The sequence below is a fragment of the Apolloniradiicaulis salifontis genome (assembly GCF_053756655.1).
Genome location: NZ_CM132387.1, coordinates 1,682,963 through 1,699,489 on the forward strand (window position 1 = coordinate 1,682,963; position 16,527 = coordinate 1,699,489).

Annotated in this window: 15 protein-coding genes; 9 read left to right on the forward strand and 6 right to left on the reverse strand. The window is 66.8% G+C overall.

Annotation, left to right across the window (positions count from 1 at the left end; genetic code table 11):
* Nucleotides 1-3: 3 nt before the first annotated feature.
* From flgA to flgF, 3 genes are read right to left on the reverse strand one after another with little or no spacing between them, the layout of a single operon-like run.
* Nucleotides 4-963: a flagellar basal body P-ring formation chaperone FlgA gene (gene flgA, locus ACWCOP_RS08190; protein WP_478247797.1), complete on the reverse strand. Its 960-nt coding sequence runs from the start codon at nucleotides 961-963 to the stop codon at nucleotides 4-6.
* Nucleotides 964-974: 11 nt separating this feature from the next.
* The gene (gene flgG / locus ACWCOP_RS08195) at nucleotides 975-1,760 is read right to left on the reverse strand and encodes a flagellar basal-body rod protein FlgG (RefSeq protein WP_478247798.1); all 786 of its coding nucleotides are present in this window, start codon (nucleotides 1,758-1,760) and stop codon (nucleotides 975-977) included.
* A gap of 20 nt (nucleotides 1,761-1,780) precedes the next feature.
* Nucleotides 1,781-2,515 (reverse strand): flagellar basal-body rod protein FlgF, encoded by a 735-nt coding sequence (flgF, locus tag ACWCOP_RS08200; RefSeq protein WP_478247799.1) that lies wholly within the window; start codon nucleotides 2,513-2,515, stop codon nucleotides 1,781-1,783.
* A 277-nt stretch (nucleotides 2,516-2,792) separates the two neighbouring features.
* Here flgF and ACWCOP_RS08205 point away from each other — a divergent pair, with 277 nt between their 5' ends.
* From ACWCOP_RS08205 to ACWCOP_RS08225, 5 genes are read left to right on the forward strand one after another with little or no spacing between them, the layout of a single operon-like run.
* Nucleotides 2,793-3,389 carry a flagellar basal body-associated FliL family protein gene (locus tag ACWCOP_RS08205; RefSeq protein WP_478247800.1) on the forward strand — a complete coding sequence of 199 codons (597 nt, stop codon included), beginning with the start codon at nucleotides 2,793-2,795 and terminating at the stop codon, nucleotides 3,387-3,389.
* A gap of 37 nt (nucleotides 3,390-3,426) precedes the next feature.
* Complete coding sequence (fliM, locus tag ACWCOP_RS08210; protein WP_478250669.1) at nucleotides 3,427-4,569, forward strand: flagellar motor switch protein FliM; 1,143 nt, start codon at nucleotides 3,427-3,429, stop codon at nucleotides 4,567-4,569.
* Complete coding sequence (locus ACWCOP_RS08215; RefSeq protein ID WP_478247801.1) at nucleotides 4,566-4,979, forward strand: DUF6468 domain-containing protein; 414 nt, start codon at nucleotides 4,566-4,568, stop codon at nucleotides 4,977-4,979. The genes fliM and ACWCOP_RS08215 overlap by 4 nt, the downstream gene beginning before the upstream one ends.
* A gap of 1 nt (nucleotide 4,980) precedes the next feature.
* Nucleotides 4,981-5,718: a MotE family protein gene (locus ACWCOP_RS08220; protein WP_478247802.1), complete on the forward strand. Its 738-nt coding sequence runs from the start codon at nucleotides 4,981-4,983 to the stop codon at nucleotides 5,716-5,718.
* On the forward strand, nucleotides 5,696-9,091 hold the full coding sequence (locus ACWCOP_RS08225) for a tetratricopeptide repeat protein (RefSeq protein ID WP_478247803.1): 3,396 nt from the start codon (nucleotides 5,696-5,698) through the stop codon (nucleotides 9,089-9,091). Before ACWCOP_RS08220 ends, ACWCOP_RS08225 begins: the two co-directional genes overlap by 23 nt.
* A gap of 7 nt (nucleotides 9,092-9,098) precedes the next feature.
* Here ACWCOP_RS08225 and ACWCOP_RS08230 read toward each other — a convergent pair whose 3' ends face one another.
* Nucleotides 9,099-10,328 carry a DUF445 domain-containing protein gene (locus tag ACWCOP_RS08230; protein ID WP_478247804.1) on the reverse strand — a complete coding sequence of 410 codons (1,230 nt, stop codon included), beginning with the start codon at nucleotides 10,326-10,328 and terminating at the stop codon, nucleotides 9,099-9,101.
* Between the two features lie 109 nt (nucleotides 10,329-10,437).
* Here ACWCOP_RS08230 and ACWCOP_RS08235 point away from each other — a divergent pair, with 109 nt between their 5' ends.
* From ACWCOP_RS08235 to ACWCOP_RS08250, 4 genes are all read left to right on the forward strand, one after another.
* Complete coding sequence (locus ACWCOP_RS08235) at nucleotides 10,438-10,902, forward strand: hypothetical protein (RefSeq protein WP_478247805.1); 465 nt, start codon at nucleotides 10,438-10,440, stop codon at nucleotides 10,900-10,902.
* An 86-nt stretch (nucleotides 10,903-10,988) separates the two neighbouring features.
* Complete coding sequence (locus ACWCOP_RS08240) at nucleotides 10,989-11,477, forward strand: CC0125/CC1285 family lipoprotein (RefSeq protein WP_478247806.1); 489 nt, start codon at nucleotides 10,989-10,991, stop codon at nucleotides 11,475-11,477.
* 85 nt (nucleotides 11,478-11,562) lie between these two features.
* Nucleotides 11,563-12,528: a methylmalonyl Co-A mutase-associated GTPase MeaB gene (gene meaB, locus ACWCOP_RS08245; protein ID WP_478247807.1), complete on the forward strand. Its 966-nt coding sequence runs from the start codon at nucleotides 11,563-11,565 to the stop codon at nucleotides 12,526-12,528.
* A gap of 63 nt (nucleotides 12,529-12,591) precedes the next feature.
* Nucleotides 12,592-13,404, forward strand: coding sequence for an alpha/beta fold hydrolase (locus ACWCOP_RS08250; RefSeq protein ID WP_478247808.1), 813 nt, complete (start codon nucleotides 12,592-12,594; stop codon nucleotides 13,402-13,404).
* A 236-nt stretch (nucleotides 13,405-13,640) separates the two neighbouring features.
* On the opposite strand, the gene clpA is transcribed toward ACWCOP_RS08250, so the two are convergent.
* Nucleotides 13,641-15,986 carry an ATP-dependent Clp protease ATP-binding subunit ClpA gene (clpA, locus tag ACWCOP_RS08255; RefSeq protein WP_478247809.1) on the reverse strand — a complete coding sequence of 782 codons (2,346 nt, stop codon included), beginning with the start codon at nucleotides 15,984-15,986 and terminating at the stop codon, nucleotides 13,641-13,643.
* A 4-nt stretch (nucleotides 15,987-15,990) separates the two neighbouring features.
* Nucleotides 15,991-16,317, reverse strand: coding sequence for an ATP-dependent Clp protease adapter ClpS (gene clpS / locus ACWCOP_RS08260; protein WP_478247810.1), 327 nt, complete (start codon nucleotides 16,315-16,317; stop codon nucleotides 15,991-15,993).
* Nucleotides 16,318-16,527 lie beyond the last annotated feature (210 nt).

The following is a 16,527-nucleotide window of genomic DNA, read 5'->3' on the forward strand; positions in this document are numbered from 1 at the left end:
CTCCTAGTGGGTGTAGTTCGAACCGGCGATGCGTGCGCGCCCCGGCGCATCCGCGATCGCTTCGATCGTGCGGTTGGATTGAAGATTGACGAAGCGTGCAAGCTCGCCCTCCGCGGCGTCCTGCAGGGCGCGGGCGCGGGCGGTGAGGATGAGCGGGCCTGACCTGTAGACCAGCGCCACGGTTTCGCCCCGCGCAATCATCACCGGCGCCTCGACATCCATGGCGCGTAGCGGAGCGCCTTCGCGCAAGGACCGGCGGGCGGCCTTGCCCACCATCGCCTCGGTGCGCGTCAGCATGTCGGCGCGCACCCGGTCGGACGCCAGGCGCGTCCATTCAATATCACTTTCGCGGATCACGTCACCGCGCGCCAGAGGCCGCACAAGGACCGGCACGTCCACCACCGGAACGGCGCGTCCGGATATCATCCGGGCCGGCCCCTCGGGCCAGGCCGCCATTTCGGCACGGAACAGGCCGGAGCGGGCGTCGTGATCAAAGCTGATGAGGCGCGGCGGGCCCAGCGAGTCCGCCGGCGCCGCCAAGGTCTGGGCGGCGGCCGACAGCGTGACTTCATGGGCTTCGCCGGTGTCCATGAAGAGGGTCTCCTCGATCATGGCGGCCAGCGCGTCTGGTGTAACGGCGCGAGCGGCGCGCTCCACGGTGATGCGCGCCACGCCGCCGGCGTTCGCCCAGGTGAGGCCATGGCGCGCCGCTTCACGCTGTATGAAAGCGGGCTCCAGGCTGACCGGTTCGCCCGGGGCGCCGGCGCGGGCCAGCACCGCGTCTCCCGCCTCTCCGGCGTTGTCGAACAGATCGGACAGGGTGACCACGGCGTCCTGGCTGATAAGACGCTCCTTGAGGACCACCGTGCGCGATGTCTCCAGCGCTGACGAAGGCGCCGCCTGAGAGAGCGCCGGCGCGGCGAGCGCTGCGGCGCAAACGGCGGCCAGAAGGGTTCGGACCATGTTTCAGCTCCTCAACGCAGGTTCGAGCTTGCCGCGAGCATCTCGTCGGCCGCCGTGATGACGCGGGCGTTCATTTCATAGGCGCGCTGAGCCTGGATCAGTGCGGTGATCTCGGTGACTGCGTCGACATTGGAGGCCTCCACAAACCCCTGGCGAATGATGCCGAAGCCTTCCTGGCCGGGAATGCCGGCCGCCGGGGCGCCCGAAGCTGCGCTTTCGAGCAGGAGATTGTCGCCGACCTGTTCAAGACCCGCCTCGTTGGGAAACACGACGAGCTCCAGCTGGCCGAGATTGATCGGCTCTGGCTCGCCGTCGAGCGACGCCTGCACCGTTCCGGTCTGGTCGATGGAGATCTGGCGCGCGTTCTGGGGCACGGCGATGCCGGGAAGCACGGTGTAGCCGTCGGCGGTCACAAGCTGACCTTCCGGCGACAGCGAGAAATTGCCGGCGCGGGTATAGGCGTCGCCGCCATTGGGCAGCTGGATGCGGAAATAGCCCTGGCCGGCGATGCCCACGTCGAACTGGTTGCCGGTCTGAGTCAGGCTGCCCTGCTCGGTGATGCGGTACACCGAGCCGGCGTTCACGCCGAGGCCGACCTGGATGCCGGTGGGCTGGATCGTTCCCTGGTCAGACGAGTTGGCGCCGGGCTGGGATATGGTCTGATAGAGCAGATCCTGAAACTCCGCGCGCTGGCGTTTGAACGCGGTCGTGTTCATGTTCGCCAGGTTGTGGGAGATGACCTCGACGGCCATTTGCTGGGCTTCCATGCCCGTGGCGGCGGTGGAGAGGGCGCGCATGTCTTCGTCTCCTTAAGGCGTTACGGGCGGCCGAGGCGTTCGATCGCCTTGCGGCTGAGTTCATCGGTGTCGCGGATCATCTTCGTGACCGAGCCATAGGCGCGGCTCACCTCCATCATGCGGGTGATTTCCGCGACGGGCCGGACATTGGAAGTCTCGCTATGGCCCTGAACGATTTGCGGGAGGTTTTCAAAGACCTGCCCGGCCTCCTCGGGGGCGGAGAAGCGGTTGTCGCCTACCTTCTCCAGGCGTCCGAGCTGTTCAAACCGCACAACGCCGAGGCGCTGGCCGGGAAGTCCGTTCTGGCTGACCACCCCAGTGTCTGAAATGACCACCGGGCCGGCGTTGGGATCAACGCGAACCGGCTGCCCAAGATCATCAAGCACCCGTGCGCCGTCGGAAGCGGCCAGCTCGCCATCCTGATTGACCGTGAACCGTCCGTCCCGGGTGAACCGGTCTCCAGTTTCGGTCTGCAGGGTGAAGAAGCCCTCTCCTTGCAGCGCCACGTCCAGCGGACGGCCGGTGCGCTGCAGGGCGCCTTGCTGAAAATCGCGGCCCATGGCCCATTCGTCCACGAAGGCGACGCGGTCCGGTCCGTCGCTGTTGCGGGCGCGGCTGGTGGGATTGGACTCAAGCATGAGGCGCTCGACCTTGAACCCGGCCGTCTGCGCATTCGCGATATTATTGGCCGAAATGTCCATGGCCCGGCGAAGGGTGAGCTGGCGAGCCAGCCCGACGAGCATCGCGTTATCCATATCTTTCGCCTCCTTCATAAGGCGCTTGGTGCTCCGCTGCAGTTCTCGCAGCGCTGTACGAATACTGTCAGCAAGCCGCGTGCCAGGGTTAATTTCACCGTAAATCAATGACTTGCTGGGATTTCACACACAGCGGAGCCTGACTTCGCCCCCTCCAAAGGCGCCGGGGCGGCAATTTTTTCCCTGTGAGCGCCGCGTCCAAACGGATCGTTAACCGCAGCAATCGTTAATGCGGGTTGGATTGCGTGGTTTTTCAAAGCCGGAGCACGTGAAGACGATGGCTGAAGACGTTGATGACGCCAAAGAGGACGGCGCCGAAACTGACGAGGCTGGCGGCGGCGCCAAGAAAGGCGGGATGAAGAAACTCATCCTGTTCATCGGCCTGCCGGTCGTGATCCTGCTGCTTGCGGGAGTCGCGGGCGGGTTGATGTTAATGGGCGGAGGCGGCGATGAGACCCACACCGCCGAGGCCGGACACGACGGCGAAGACGGCGGCCACGCAGCGGGCGGCGTCGATCCGGGAGACATGGTGGCCGCGAATTTCGACTCCCTGCATACATGGTCGGGCGCCGACGGCGGGAACATGAAGATCACCGTGAACATCAGGGACGAAACCGGCCGCTCGGTGTATCTGCAGGTCGAATTTGCGCTTGTTTACACCGACCCCCGGCTGGACGCGGTGCTGGGCCGGGAAATCGTGCAGACCCACCTCACCGACACCTATGTCGAATTTCTACGCTCGCTGCGGGTCGAAGACATAGACGGCACCATGGGAAGTTTCCGCATCCGCGCGGAGATGCAGCGGCGCGCGAACCTTGTTCTCGCCCCCCTTGAGGTGGAGGACGTTCTCCTGCCGGCCCTGGTCATCAATTAACGGAGGCGACGCCTTGAGCGACGTGGATCAGGACGCGATGGCCGCCGAATGGGAGGCGGCCGCAGCCGGCGAACAGCCGGACTTCGACTCCATCGGCGGGGACGATGGCGATTCCGGCGATGATCTCGCCAGCGAGTGGGAGGCCATGGTCGGCGGCGAGTCCGAGACCTTCCTTCCCAGCCAAGGCTCGTCCGGTCCGGAGCGCATCCTCAATCAGGAAGAGATCGACTCTCTTCTGGGCTTCTCGGTTTCCGACGACGAAGACGGCGAGCGCTCGGGAATCCGTGCGATCATCAATTCGGCGCTGGTCTCCTATGAACGCCTGCCGATGCTGGAGATCGTCTTCGACCGCCTGGTGCGGCTGATGACGACAAGTCTTCGCAATTTCACCTCAGACAATGTGGAGGTGAGCCTGGACAACATTTCCTCGATCCGGTTCGGCGATTATCTCAACTCCATCCCCCTGCCCGCGATCCTGGCGGTGTTCCGCGCCAAGCAGCTGGACAATTACGGCCTGCTGACGGTGGATTCCAACCTGATCTACTCCATCGTCGACGTGCTGCTGGGCGGCCGCCGGGGCACCTCGGCCATGCGCGTTGAAGGCCGGCCCTACACAACGATCGAACGCACTCTGGTTCAGCGCATGATCGAAGTCGTGCTCGCCGACGCCAAGGCGGCCTTCGCCCCGCTCACAGATGTGGATTTCGATCTCGACCGGGTGGAGACCAACCCCCGCTTTGCGGCCATCGCGCGGCCGGCGAACGCGGCGATTCTGGTGAAGCTGCGCATCGACATGGAGGATCGCGGCGGCCGCATCGAGCTTCTATTGCCCTACGCCACGCTGGAGCCGATCCGCAAAATGCTGCTGCAGCAGTTCATGGGCGAGAAATTCGGCCGCGACAATATCTGGGAAAGCCACCTGGCGACCGAGCTTTGGTCCACCAAGATGGAGGTCAGCGCGGTGCTGGACGAGATGAGCAAGCCGCTGGGCGAGGTGATGGATCTCAAGGTCGGCGACACGCTGATGCTGGACACCGGCCCGGACGGCGCCGTTGAGCTTCGGTGCGGCCCCATCCGTTTAACACAAGGAAGAATGGGCCGAATCGGGCACAACATTGGGGTTCGCCTTGATAAGCCGCTGTCACTGTCAGCGAAAAAACGATTGATGGGGTTCACATGACCTTCGCTTCGCTCGCCTTTGAAGGCCTCGTTTGCGTGCTGCTTCTGGCCGCCGCCGTGATGTGCTGGCGGGTAGATCGGCGATTGCGCGCCCTGCGCGACGGTCAGGACGGGCTGAAAGACACGATCGGCGCCCTGAACGACGCCGTAGACCGGGCGCGCGCCAGCCTGGCGGCGCTGGATCGCGCCTCGCGAGAGCAAGGCGCTTCGTTGAAGAGTGAAGTCGAGCACGCCCGCACCCTGTGCGACGAGCTGCGCTATCTGAATGATCAGGGCGAAGCAAAATTCGAGCGGGCCGAAACCCGCGCCCGCCGGGATCGACCCGCGCCTCGCCAGGCTCCGGCCGAGCCGCAATCTGGCGACGAGACACCGGCGCGCAGCCGCCTGAACGCGTTGAAGGCGCTGCGCTGACATGGGCGCGCGTCCGCTCCTCCTGCTCGCGGTCCTGCTGGCCGGCCTTCTGGCCATGAAGACGCTGTCGCTCGCCGACGGCGCGGCCGGATTGTTTACAGAGCGGGCGATGGCGGCCTCCATCGCGGCGGCGTCTGAGGCGGAACCAGAACCCGAGCCCGAGCCGGAGAGCCAGCCCCGGCCCGAAGCACCGGTGCAGACTGGAGAGACCGCGGCTGCAGAGGCCCCGCCGGTGGAGCGGCCGACCCTCGCGCCGCGGTCGCGCATTCCCACCCAGTCTGAACTGCTGCTGGAAACCGATCTCGCCCAGCGCCGCCGTGAGCTCGCCCGTCGCGCCGAGGCGCTGGACACCCGCGAGGAACTGCTCGCCGTCGCGCAGGCCCGCTATGACCAGCGCCTTGCAGAGCTGCACAGACTGCGCGATGAAATTCAGGGCCTGCTTGGCGATCTGGACGCGCGCCGCAACAGCGAAGTGGGCGCCATCGTCGATACCTACGGCCAGCTTGAACCCGACGCCGCCGCCGGCATTCTTCAGGCGATGCAGGACACCGATCCGGACACCCTGCTCACCGTGGCCAGCGCGTTGCAGACCGCCAGCGCGCGCCGCTTCGCCGCAGTGATGGCGGAGATGGATCCGGCCTTCGCCGCCTCCCTTACCTCTCGTCTTCGCGCCCGGGCTGCGCCGGAGCCGAGCGCGGTTGAAATGGAGGCGCGCAATGCCGCGGCCGGCGAACGCTAGAGCGCTGCTGCTCGCCGGCGCGCTGATCTCCGCGCTGGGCTTTGGAGCGCAGGGCTGGGCTCAAGCGCCCGCCCGCGTCGAGGTGGAGCGCCTGGGCGAGACCGCGCGCGTTCGCATCGTGCTGCCGGAAATCGCCGGCGACGATCTGACCGCGCAGGCCGAAATCGCCGCCAACATGGTCATTGTCGCCAGGTTGTCAGAAGCCATAGACGCCGATCTCGCCACGCTGCGCCAACAGGCGCCCGACTATATCGCCATGGCGCGTCTGGATTCAGACGGCATGACGCTGCGCCTGGCGCTGAACACCGCTCTGGAACCGCGCATCTCGGTTTCTCACAACATCATCGCCCTTGATCTGGCGCCGCCGGGCGCGCCCGCCCAGCCTGACGTGGTGAGCCCTTTTGAGCGCGCCCGGATTGCTGAAGCACGGGCCCAGGCCGAGGCGGACGCTGCGGCCGCCGCTGCGGCTCTCGCCGTTCCGCCGCCTCCCGCCCTTCCGGTGACCGTTCGCGTGGGCGAGGCCAGCGACTACACGCGGATCGCCTTTCAATGGCCAGAAGACGTCACCTACTCGCTCAGCGAAGATGAAGGCCGCGCCGTCCTCACGTTTTCGCGCGCCGCGCAGATCGACATCGCCGGACTGCGTGCGGCGCCGCCGCGCTATGTGGACGCCGTGACGCAGCTGGAGGCCGACGGTCTGAGCCTGGCCTTCATCCTGGCGCCGCAGGTGGAGGCGCGGGTCTGGTCGGACGCGCCGGGACGGGTGGTGCTGGATCTCGCCCCTGAAGGCTCCACCGGAACCGAAGGCGTACTCGATCAGCTGGCGGCCTACGCCGACAGCCTGAGCGGCGGTGACGCGTCGTCCAGCCGCGATGTGGAAGCGTATCGCCAGGCGGAGGGCGCGCCGGATCCGGCGGCCGAAACCGGGGTGGAGGCCGGGGTCGAGGCTGGCGTCGAAGCCGACCAGACCGTCCCTGCACTTCAAGCCCCGCCCGAAGCGCGTCCTGATCCCGTTCCTGAAAGCGGCGTCGTGCCGGTGCAGGTGCGTGAAAGCGGTGAGGATCTGGTGCTGTCGTTTTCCTGGGCGAGCCTGCCCGGCGCGGCGGTGTTTCGCCGCTCCGATGCGCTGTGGATCGTGTTCGGCGCCGGCGCAGAGCTGAACGCCGGCGAAATCGCCGCCGTGGGCAGCCGTCATGTGGACTCCTTTCGCACCTTTTCCGGCCCGGATTTTTCTGCGCTTCGCCTCGTGTCGCCGATCTCGACCCAGGCCGATGTCCACGCCGCCGGGGCGACATGGACGGTGACGCTAGCGGACAGGATTGATGAGCCCCCCCTGCCCGTGCGTCTGGCGCGCGACACAAGCTTCAATCGCGATGCGACGCTGCGCATCGGCCTGAACAGTGCACGCGAAGTCGTCGAGGCGCCAGATCCCGTGGTGGGCGACACGCTCTTGATCCTGACGTCCGATGGCGAAAAACGCGGCGTCCTCACGCCCCGCCGCTTCGTTGAAAGCCGCATCCTCGCCTCCGCACATGGTGTTGCGATCGAGGTCTACGCCGACGACCTGGCCCTGACCCTGGAACCGGGCGGCGCCCGCCTGTCGCGCCTTGGCGGGCTGCAGCTGTCGCGCGCGGCCGACCCGGCCCTTGCGGCGAGCCTTGACCGGCCCATGACGCCGGGGTTTCTCGATCTTGAGCGCTGGCGCGGCGAGCAGCCCTTCCTCGCCGGTCGGCAGCGCCTTCAGCAGGCGGCGCTCACCCTGGAGCCGGAAGCCCTGACGGCGCTGGCGCGCTTTCATCTGGGCTGGAGTCTGGCTGGTGAAGCGATCGGCTATCTCAACCTGTCGATCCAGGAAAATCCTGCGCTTGAATCCTCCGCGGAAACTGCGGCTCTGCGCGGCGCCGCTGAATACATGATGGGCCGCTTTGAAGACGCCGAAGCATCCCTGTCCCATACCGAGTTGGTGAACGACCCCAGCGCCCAGCCCTGGCGCGGGCTTGTGGCGGCGCAGACCCGCGACTGGCCGCTGGCGCGCCGGCGCTTTGAGCAGGGCCGCGATCACGTCTTTTTCTTCGAGCCGGTCTGGCGGTCACGGATCGCCGCCTGGCATGGGCTGAGCGTTTTGCGCACCGGTGATATCGGCGCGGTGGAGGCCTTGCTCGATCAGGTCGACATGGGAGCGCCTGACGCGGAGGCCGCCGCCATCGCCGCCTTTGCGCGCGCCGGTCTGGCCGCGCGATACGGCGATGTGGACTCCGCCATCGACCAGTATGACGCGCTGACGCGAGATGCATGGACTCCCATCCAGGCCCGGTCCCAGCTGGAGAAGCTGCGCCTGCAGAGCCAGACCGGCCGCATCGCGCCCGATGAAGCGGTGGAAATGCTGGAAGCGCTCCGCTTTCAATGGCGTGGTGACGACACCGAAGTGGAGGCCGCGGCCATGCTCGGCGAGGTCTACGCCCAGGCCGGGCGCTATGACGAAGCGCTTAACACCATGGATTCAACCCGCCTGCGCTTTCCAGACAGCCCCGTGGCGCGACGTCTGGGAACGGAGATGGACACGCTGTTCCGCAATCTGTTCCTCGATGGCGGCGCGGACCGCATGGATCCGCTGACGGCGGTGGCGCTGTGGCGCGAGCATCAGGACCTGACCCCGCCGGGGCCCGACGGGGTTCGCATGGTGCTCGGCGTCGTGGAGCGTCTTGTGGAGGTGGACCTGCTGAACCAGGCGGCCGAATACCTGCAATATTTTGTCGATGAGCGCGCGATCACCATGACGGCGCAGGCGCGGGCCGCGATCGCCGCCGATCTTGCTGAGATATATTTGATGGACGAGCGGCCCGAACAGGCGCTGCGCGCCATCGAGCAGACCCGGATCGCCGGGCTCTCTGGAGACCTGGTGGCCGAACGCCGCCTGCTTCAGGCCCGGGCCCTGGCGGGACTCGGGCGCACCGAGCACGCCCTGGAGCTGATCGCCAACGACAGGACCGAACCCGCCGACCGGCTGCGCGCCCGCATCGCCTGGGATGATCGGCAGTGGCTTGAGGCCGGCCGGCGCGCCGAAGCCTTGCTCGGCGACCGCTGGCGCAGCGATGAAGCGCTGTCCAGGCGCGACAGTCACGACGTGATGCGGGCGCTCATCGCCTACGCTCTGGCCGGTGACGGCGCGTCCATGGACCGGGTTGAAGCGCGCTACGGCCCCGCCATGGCGCTCACCGAGCACGCCGGCGCCTTCTCCACCGTCGCCAACGACGCCGTGCGCCCTGGCGACGCCCGCATCTCGGCGCTGGTTTCCGAGCTCGCAGAGCTGGACACCAGCGAGACGCTCATGCGGGGCTTCACATCCGTCGAGGCCGATGAGGAAACCGGTTAGGTACCGGCTACGTCATCGTCACGGCGGCGTGGAGCACAACCCCGATCAGGCCGCCGATCAGCGTGCCGTTCAGGCGTATGTATTGCAGATCGCGCCCCACGCCCGCCTCGATCTTCTCCACCACGGTCGCCGCATCCCAGCTGGCCACGGTCTCCGAGATCAGGCGCGCGACATCCGCGCCGTGACGCTCGGCCAGATGGATGATGAGCGGCGTCAGGCGTGCATTGAACGCGGCGCGCGATTCATCTTCGCTGAGGATCGCCCGGCCCAGCGCCATCAAAGCGTCGGCGAGGGCGCGCCCGGCCTCGCTGTCCTCGCCGCGTTCAGCGTCGGCCAGCAGCGCCGTCTTCGCCTCCCGCCATCCTTGCTCCGCGAAATCAGCCACCGCCGGGTGGGTCAGCGTATCGGCCATGATGCGTTCCACGCGCGCCTGCAGCGCGTCGTCGTCGCGCAGGCCGGCCGCGAACTCGCGCGCCGCCTCGGTGATGCGCACGCGAAGCGGGTGCTCTGGATCATTGGCGGTTTCGTGCAGCAAGTCCTCCACCGCCGCGATCACCGCGTCGGACACTCGCTTGTCCATGCGGGTGAAGCGTAAAAGCGCGCCAGACTGCTCGCGCACCGCCCGGCGCAGGCGGTCCTCATTGGCTTCCAGCAGGGAAAACCCCTCGCGCACCGCCGCGTCGATGAGGATCTGGTGCTTGCCGCCGGCGGTGAGCGCTTCGAGGATCGAGCCCATGGCGGGGCCGACCCGCGCGCCACTGGCCTGACGGCCGATCTGCTCGCGCCAGAACCGCGCCACGGCGTCGTCATCGATCAGGGCGATGAGATCCGGGGCGGCGCGCACCAGGCCCGCCGAAAGCGCCCGCGCCTGAGACGGATCAGCAAGCATCTCGCCCACCCGGCGGCCAGGATCGGCCTCAGCCAGGCGCGCCTCGATGAGCCGGGGATCCAGGAAATTCTCCGCCACGAAGCGCCCCACCGCATCGGCGATGCGCTGCTGATTGTTGGGGATCACCGCCGTATGGGGGATCGGGAGACCCAGAGGCCGCCGGAACAGCGCCGTTACGGCGAACCAGTCCGCCAGCCCGCCGATCAACCCGGCCTCGGCGAAGGCCCGCGCATAACCCCATACGCCCGCATCCTCGCCCCACACATGGGTGGCGGCGAACAGAGCGGCCATGGCCACGAGAGCGGCGCCGGCGGCGATCTTCATGCGAAGGGCGGGATCAGGGGTCATTGCCGTCATTCTAAAGCTAGCCGCGTGTGTGATGAAACGCTCCAGCTGAGACTCCCCCGGCGCGCGGCTCTGCTCTAGACTGAACGTCTGTCAGCCGGGGGGCTTCACCATGCAGATCGCACCGCGCGGCGTGTTCGCCGCCTTCATCATCGCACCAGCCTTTGCAGCGGGGGTCTGCGTGCTGGGCATGATGATCCATTTCGTCATGACCGACCCGCAGGGGGCGGCGCTGCCCGTGGGCGCCCTAATGCCCATGGCCGCAAACATCTGGCTGGGCGCTTTGATGTTCGCCTACCCGGCCGGGCTTGTGTTCACCGCCCTATGGCTGGTCCTCGCCGCGCTGCGCCTGTCCGGCCCCGGCGCGGTTCTGGCCGGCGCCGCGGCGGGCTTCGGCGCGGTTGCGATTTACCTGGACCGCCTGAACGAGGGCGGAATTCTGCAAGGCCTTGCCGGCGGAGAGGATCTTGGCGCGCTCACCCTGGCCCAGCTTGCAGGCGCGCTCGCCCTGCCGCTCATCGGCGCAGGCGCCGGCGCCCTTGGCGGGATCGCCTTTTCGGCGTTTGCACGGCGATAGCCGGGCCGCCCAGACCGCTGGAGCACCGCTGAAGCGCAGCATCTGGATTTATGCTAGGCTGCAATCCACACAGCCGGAGCATTCAGATGAAGCGCTTTCTTCTTCTCCCGCCCGCCGCCATCGCCCTGGTGCTGGCCGCCTGCGCGCCGACGCCCACCACATACGGCCCCTCAGCCGCGACGGGGTCAGGCGTCGGCTATGACGCACTGCGCGTAGAGGACGACCGCTGGCGGGTCACGTTTACCGGCGGGCCTGGGGCCAGCCGAGAGGACGTGGAGCGCCTGGCGCTTCGCCGCGCCGCGGAGCTCTCGCTCACCAATGGTTTTGAGTGGTTCGAAGTGGTGGACCGCCGGTACGAACAGGACGGTGACAACCGCTCGCCGGTGCGCGTGGGCGGATCTGTGGGCCGCACCTTCGGATCGGGCGGCTTTAGTGCATCGGGCGTCGGGCTGGGCATTTCGCTAAGCCCCGGCCAGGAGCGCCGCTCCATCGTCACGCTGGAGATCATCGCCGGGTCCGGACCCAAGCCTGAAGCGGCCTATTACGCCGCCTATCTCGCCCGACCACCGGTCTAGGACTGCGCACCGGAGCGTGAGCCATCGGCTGTGAGACGCAGGGCCGCCTTGCTTCAGCGCGGCGAACCGGTGAGAACTCCTCCCCATGATCGACAACCTCGCACAGCGCCTCATGGAGGGGGATCGGGCCGCCCTTGCGCGCGCGATAACACTTGTGGAATCCACCCGCCCTGATCATCAGGCCCGGGCGAGAGACCTTCTGACCGACGTAATGGACCGCACCGGCGGCGCCTGGCGCATCGGGCTCACCGGCGTTCCCGGCGTCGGCAAATCCACTCTCATCGAAGCGCTGGGCGGTCATCTCACCGCACAGGGGCGCAAGGTGGCGGTGCTGGCCGTGGACCCGTCCTCCAGCCGCTCACGCGGCTCGATTCTGGGCGACAAGACTCGCATGGGCCAGCTGGCGGTGGATCGCAGCGCCTTCATCCGCCCCTCCCCCAGCGCCGGCACGCTGGGCGGCGTCGCGCGCAAAACCCGCGAGAGCCTGCTTTTATGCGAGGCGGCCGGCTATGACGTGGTGCTCGTGGAGACGGTAGGCGTGGGCCAGTCGGAAACGGTGGTGGCCGACATGGTGGACGTGTTCGTCGCCCTGATGCTGCCCGGCGCCGGCGATGAGCTTCAGGGCATCAAGAAGGGCCTGCTGGAGCTGGCTGAAATCCTGTTCGTGAACAAGGCCGACGGCGAGAACGAGACACGCGCGCGGCGCGCCGCCCGCGATCTGGAGGCCGCGCTCCACCTGTTTGCGCCGGTCTCGCCCCACTGGACGCCGGCTGTTCTCACCGGCTCGGCCCTGTCGGGCGCGGGGATCGAAAAACTCTGGGAGACCGTGAAGACTCACCGCAAGGCGCTGGACTCCGCCGGCGCCCTCGCCAAGAAACGTCAGGGTCAGCAGGTGCGCTGGCTATGGTCCATGGTCGAGGACCGGGTGCTGGAGGCCTTCAAGGCCGATCCGGCCGTGAAGGCCGCCGGGCCCGAGTTGGAGCGCGCCGTGGCTGAAGGGCGGCTTCCCGCCAGCGAAGCGGCCGAGCGCCTTTTAAAACGCGGCGGGTGACACCGACCCACGCAGCGGCGCCTCTCCATTGATCACGCCCGCAAAATCGGCTCCAACCGCGGCATGAAAATGCTGCCCGTCAATCTCGCCGCCCGGTTCACGCCCGAGGCGTTCAAGCGCGCCGCCGGCGCCCGCTTCGTCACACCGCGGATGAAAAAACAAAGCGATACCGGACGCGACTGGCTGGAAAGCCTGGCGCCGGTGGATTTTGACGCGCCGTGCGGAACCCAGCGCGCCTGGACCGGCGGCGACGGCCCGCTGGTATTCTTCCAGCATGGCTGGGAGGCTGACAGCGCCGATCTTTCCACCATGGGCCGCGCCATGATGGAGGCGGGCTTCAGCGTCGCCCTCATCGACGGGCCGGCCCATGGGAAAAGCACGGGTGATCGCGCCCACATGATCCGCTTCGCCGACGGGCTGGCCGCCGCGCGCAATCATTTCGGCGAGCCCTTCGCTGTCGTCGCCCACTCCATGGGCTTTCCCGCCACCGTCATCGCCATGACACGCTTTGCGCTGGCGCCGCAGCGCGTGGTGGCCCTGGGCGCGCCTGACGCCCTGCCCCGCAATGTGCGCTTCCAGGCGCGAAACATGGGACTTTCGAACCGGGCGGTGGACCTGATGCTGGACGCGGTCTCCTATCGCTTCGGCGAAGACGCGCGCAACCTCTCCGTCACCGCCGACGCTCCGGACATGACGATCCCGGCCCTGTTCTGCCACGGCTCAGGCGACACCATCGCCCCGCCGGACGCCAGCGAAAGCATGGCCGCCGCCTGGCCGGGCGCGGCGCTGGAGGTGTTCGACGGCCTCGGCCATCGCGGCGTGCTCAGGGATGAGCGGGTGGTCCGCCGCGTCGTCGAATTTCTAAAATCACCCTGACCGGTCCCCGGTTTTATCCCCGGACGAAAGGTCCGGGGAGAAGACCGGGGTCCATTGCGCTTCGAGAGTAAAACGCGGTGCGGCGGCCGCGCCGTCTCGGCGTCTGATTTTCAAGCGCGGCGGGCCCCGGTCCCGCCCCCGGCTTGAGCCGGGCATCGTACCGGGAACCGACTAAACCGAAAACGCCCCGCGGCTTTCACCGCGGGGCGCTTGTCGTCCGACCGAAGAGGTCGCGCTTAACGCACGGGCTCTTCGGCTTTCTTCTTGCCGCTCTTAGGCTTGACCGGTTTCTTCAGCCGGTCGGCGGGGATGATCTCGAAGTCGAGGCGGGTCTCATCCGCCGCGTCCACGTCGAGCTTCACCACGCCGCCCTTTTTGAGCTGACCGAACAGGATTTCCTCGGCGAGCGGCTTCTTGACGTATTCCTGAATCACGCGGCCCAGCGGACGCGCGCCGAAGTTTTCGTCATAGCCCTTCTGGGCGAGCCAGTTGGTGGCCGCCTCGGTGAGTTCGAAGGTGATTCCGCGATCGGCCAGCTGGGCTTCCAGCTGCAGCACGAACTTCTCGACCACGCGGCCCACCACGTCGGTCTTCAGGCCGGCGAAGCCGATGACGGCGTCGAGACGGTTTCTGAATTCCGGCGTGAACAGTTTTTCGATCGCCGCCTGATCCTCGCCCTCGCGCTTGCCGCGTCCGAAGCCGATGGCCTCTTTGGCGGCGTCGGCGGCGCCGGCGTTGGTCGTCATGATCAGGATGATATTGCGGCAGTCGATCTTCTTGCCGTTGGAGTCGGTGATCTGGCCGTTATCCATCACCTGCAGCAGGATATTGAAGATATCCGGGTGCGCCTTCTCGATCTCGTCGAGCAGAAGCACCGAGTGGGGATGCTGGTCGATCGCGTCGGAGAGCTGACCGCCCTGGTCATAGCCCACATAGCCCGGCGGGGCGCCGAGCAGGCGGGAGACGGTGTGGCGCTCCATGTATTCGCTCATGTCAAAGCGCAGCAATTCCACCCCCAGGCTCGCGGCGAGCTGGCGGGCCACCTCGGTCTTGCCGACGCCCGTGGGGCCGGAGAAGAGGTAGGAGCCGATGGGCTTGTGCGGTTCGCGAAGTCCGGCGCGCGCCAGCTTGATGGCGCTGGACAGCTTGGCGATGGCGTCGTCCTGGCCGAACACCACGCGTTTCAGCGTACCTTCCAGGTCCTTCAGCACGGCTTCGTCGGACTTGGAGACCGATTTGGCCGGAATGCGGGCGAGCTTGGCCAGCACCACTTCGACCTCTTTGACGCCGATCGTCTTCTTGCGCTTGCTCTGGGGCACCAGGCGCATGGAGGCGCCGGCCTCGTCGATCACGTCGATGGCCTTGTCGGGCAGCTTGCGGTCGCCGAGATAGCGATCGGACAGCTCCACGGCGGCTTTCAGCGCCTCATTGGTGAAGCGGATATCGTGGAAGTCCTCAAAATAAGGCTTCAGGCCCTGCAGGATCTTGATGGAGTCGTCCACCGTCGGCTCGACCACGTCGATCTTCTGGAAGCGCCGCGCCAGAGCCCGGTCCTTCTCGAAATGCTGGCGGTACTCCTTGTAGGTCGTGGAGCCCATGCAGCGCAGACCACCGCCTTGAAGCGCAGGCTTCAAGAGATTGGAGGCGTCCATGGCCCCGCCCGACGTGGCGCCGGCGCCGATCACGGTGTGGATCTCGTCGATGAACAGGATGGCGTGGGGGCGCGCTTCGAGCGCCTTGACCACCTGCTTCACCCGCTCCTCGAAATCTCCGCGATAGCGCGTACCGGCCAGCAGCGCGCCCATGTCGAGCGAATAGATCACCGCGCCGTCGAGCACGTCGGGCACGTCGCCTTCGATGATCTTGCGCGCCAGACCTTCGGCGATGGCGGTCTTGCCGACGCCCGGATCGCCCACCAGAAGCGGGTTGTTCTTGCGCCGGCGGCACAGCACTTGGATGCAGCGCTCCACCTCATGGGCGCGTCCGATGAGGGGATCGACCCCGCCCTCGCGCGCCTTGGCGTTCAGATCGACGCAATAGGCCGAAAGGACGTCGTCCTTGTCCTTGTCTTCCCCGCCCATGACGGTTTCCTCGGCGTCTTCATCGTCGGCCCCGCGAGCGGGACGCGTTTCCGCCGCACCGGGTTTTTTGGCGATTCCGTGGGATATGAAGTTCACCGCGTCGTAGCGGGTCATGTCCCGCTCGGCGAGGAAGTAGGCGGCGTGGCTCTCGCGTTCGGCGAACAGGGCGACGAGAACGTTTGCGCCTGTCACTTCGTCGCGTCCGGAATTCTGCACGTGAATCACGGCGCGCTGGATGACGCGCTGGAAACCGGCCGTGGGTTTGGCGTCCTCACCGTCATCGATGATGAGCCCGTCAAGCTCGTCGTCGACATATTCGGCCATGGTCTCGCGAAGCTCATCCACATCCACGTCGCAGGCGCGCATCACCGCGCCGGCGTCGTCGTCCTCGCAAAGCGCGAGGAGCAGATGCTCCAGTGTCGCGTATTCGTGTTTACGCTCGTTCGCGACCGTCAGGGCGCGATGCAAGCTGCGTTCAAGGGCGGGAGAGAAAGAGGGCAAGCGCCTAATCCTTTTCCATGGTGCACTGCAAAGGGTGCTGGGCTCGGCGCGCCGCGTCCATCACCTGGGCGACCTTTGTCTCGGCCACCTCGTAGGTGAAAACGCCACACACCCCGACTCCATGTTGGTGCACATGGAGCATGATGCGAGTCGCGTCCTCCTGGTTCTTGTGAAAAATCCTTGTCAGGACTTCGACGACGAACTCCATCGGAGTGTAATCGTCGTTCAACAAGAGGACCTTATACATGGACGGCCGCTTCGTGCGGGTGCGCGGTTTGACCGCAACGCCGCTTTCGCGTCCAGGATCGCCGGGGTTTCGAGGGTCAGCCATTCGGCGCTCGCGGTGTCCTTCTCCGTCGTCGCATGATCTCATGTACGATTAAATATGCATCGCCCCGTCGCTGGGAAGCCCCCGCGTTGGATTGAGCGCAGCGCAAACGCACCGCCGTGACATCAACGCCGCGCTTTGCGCCGGCGTTGACGCCCAGCCAGCCCCCTGTCGACAGGCAAAAAAATGGCCCGGCGCCGGAGCGCCGAGCCA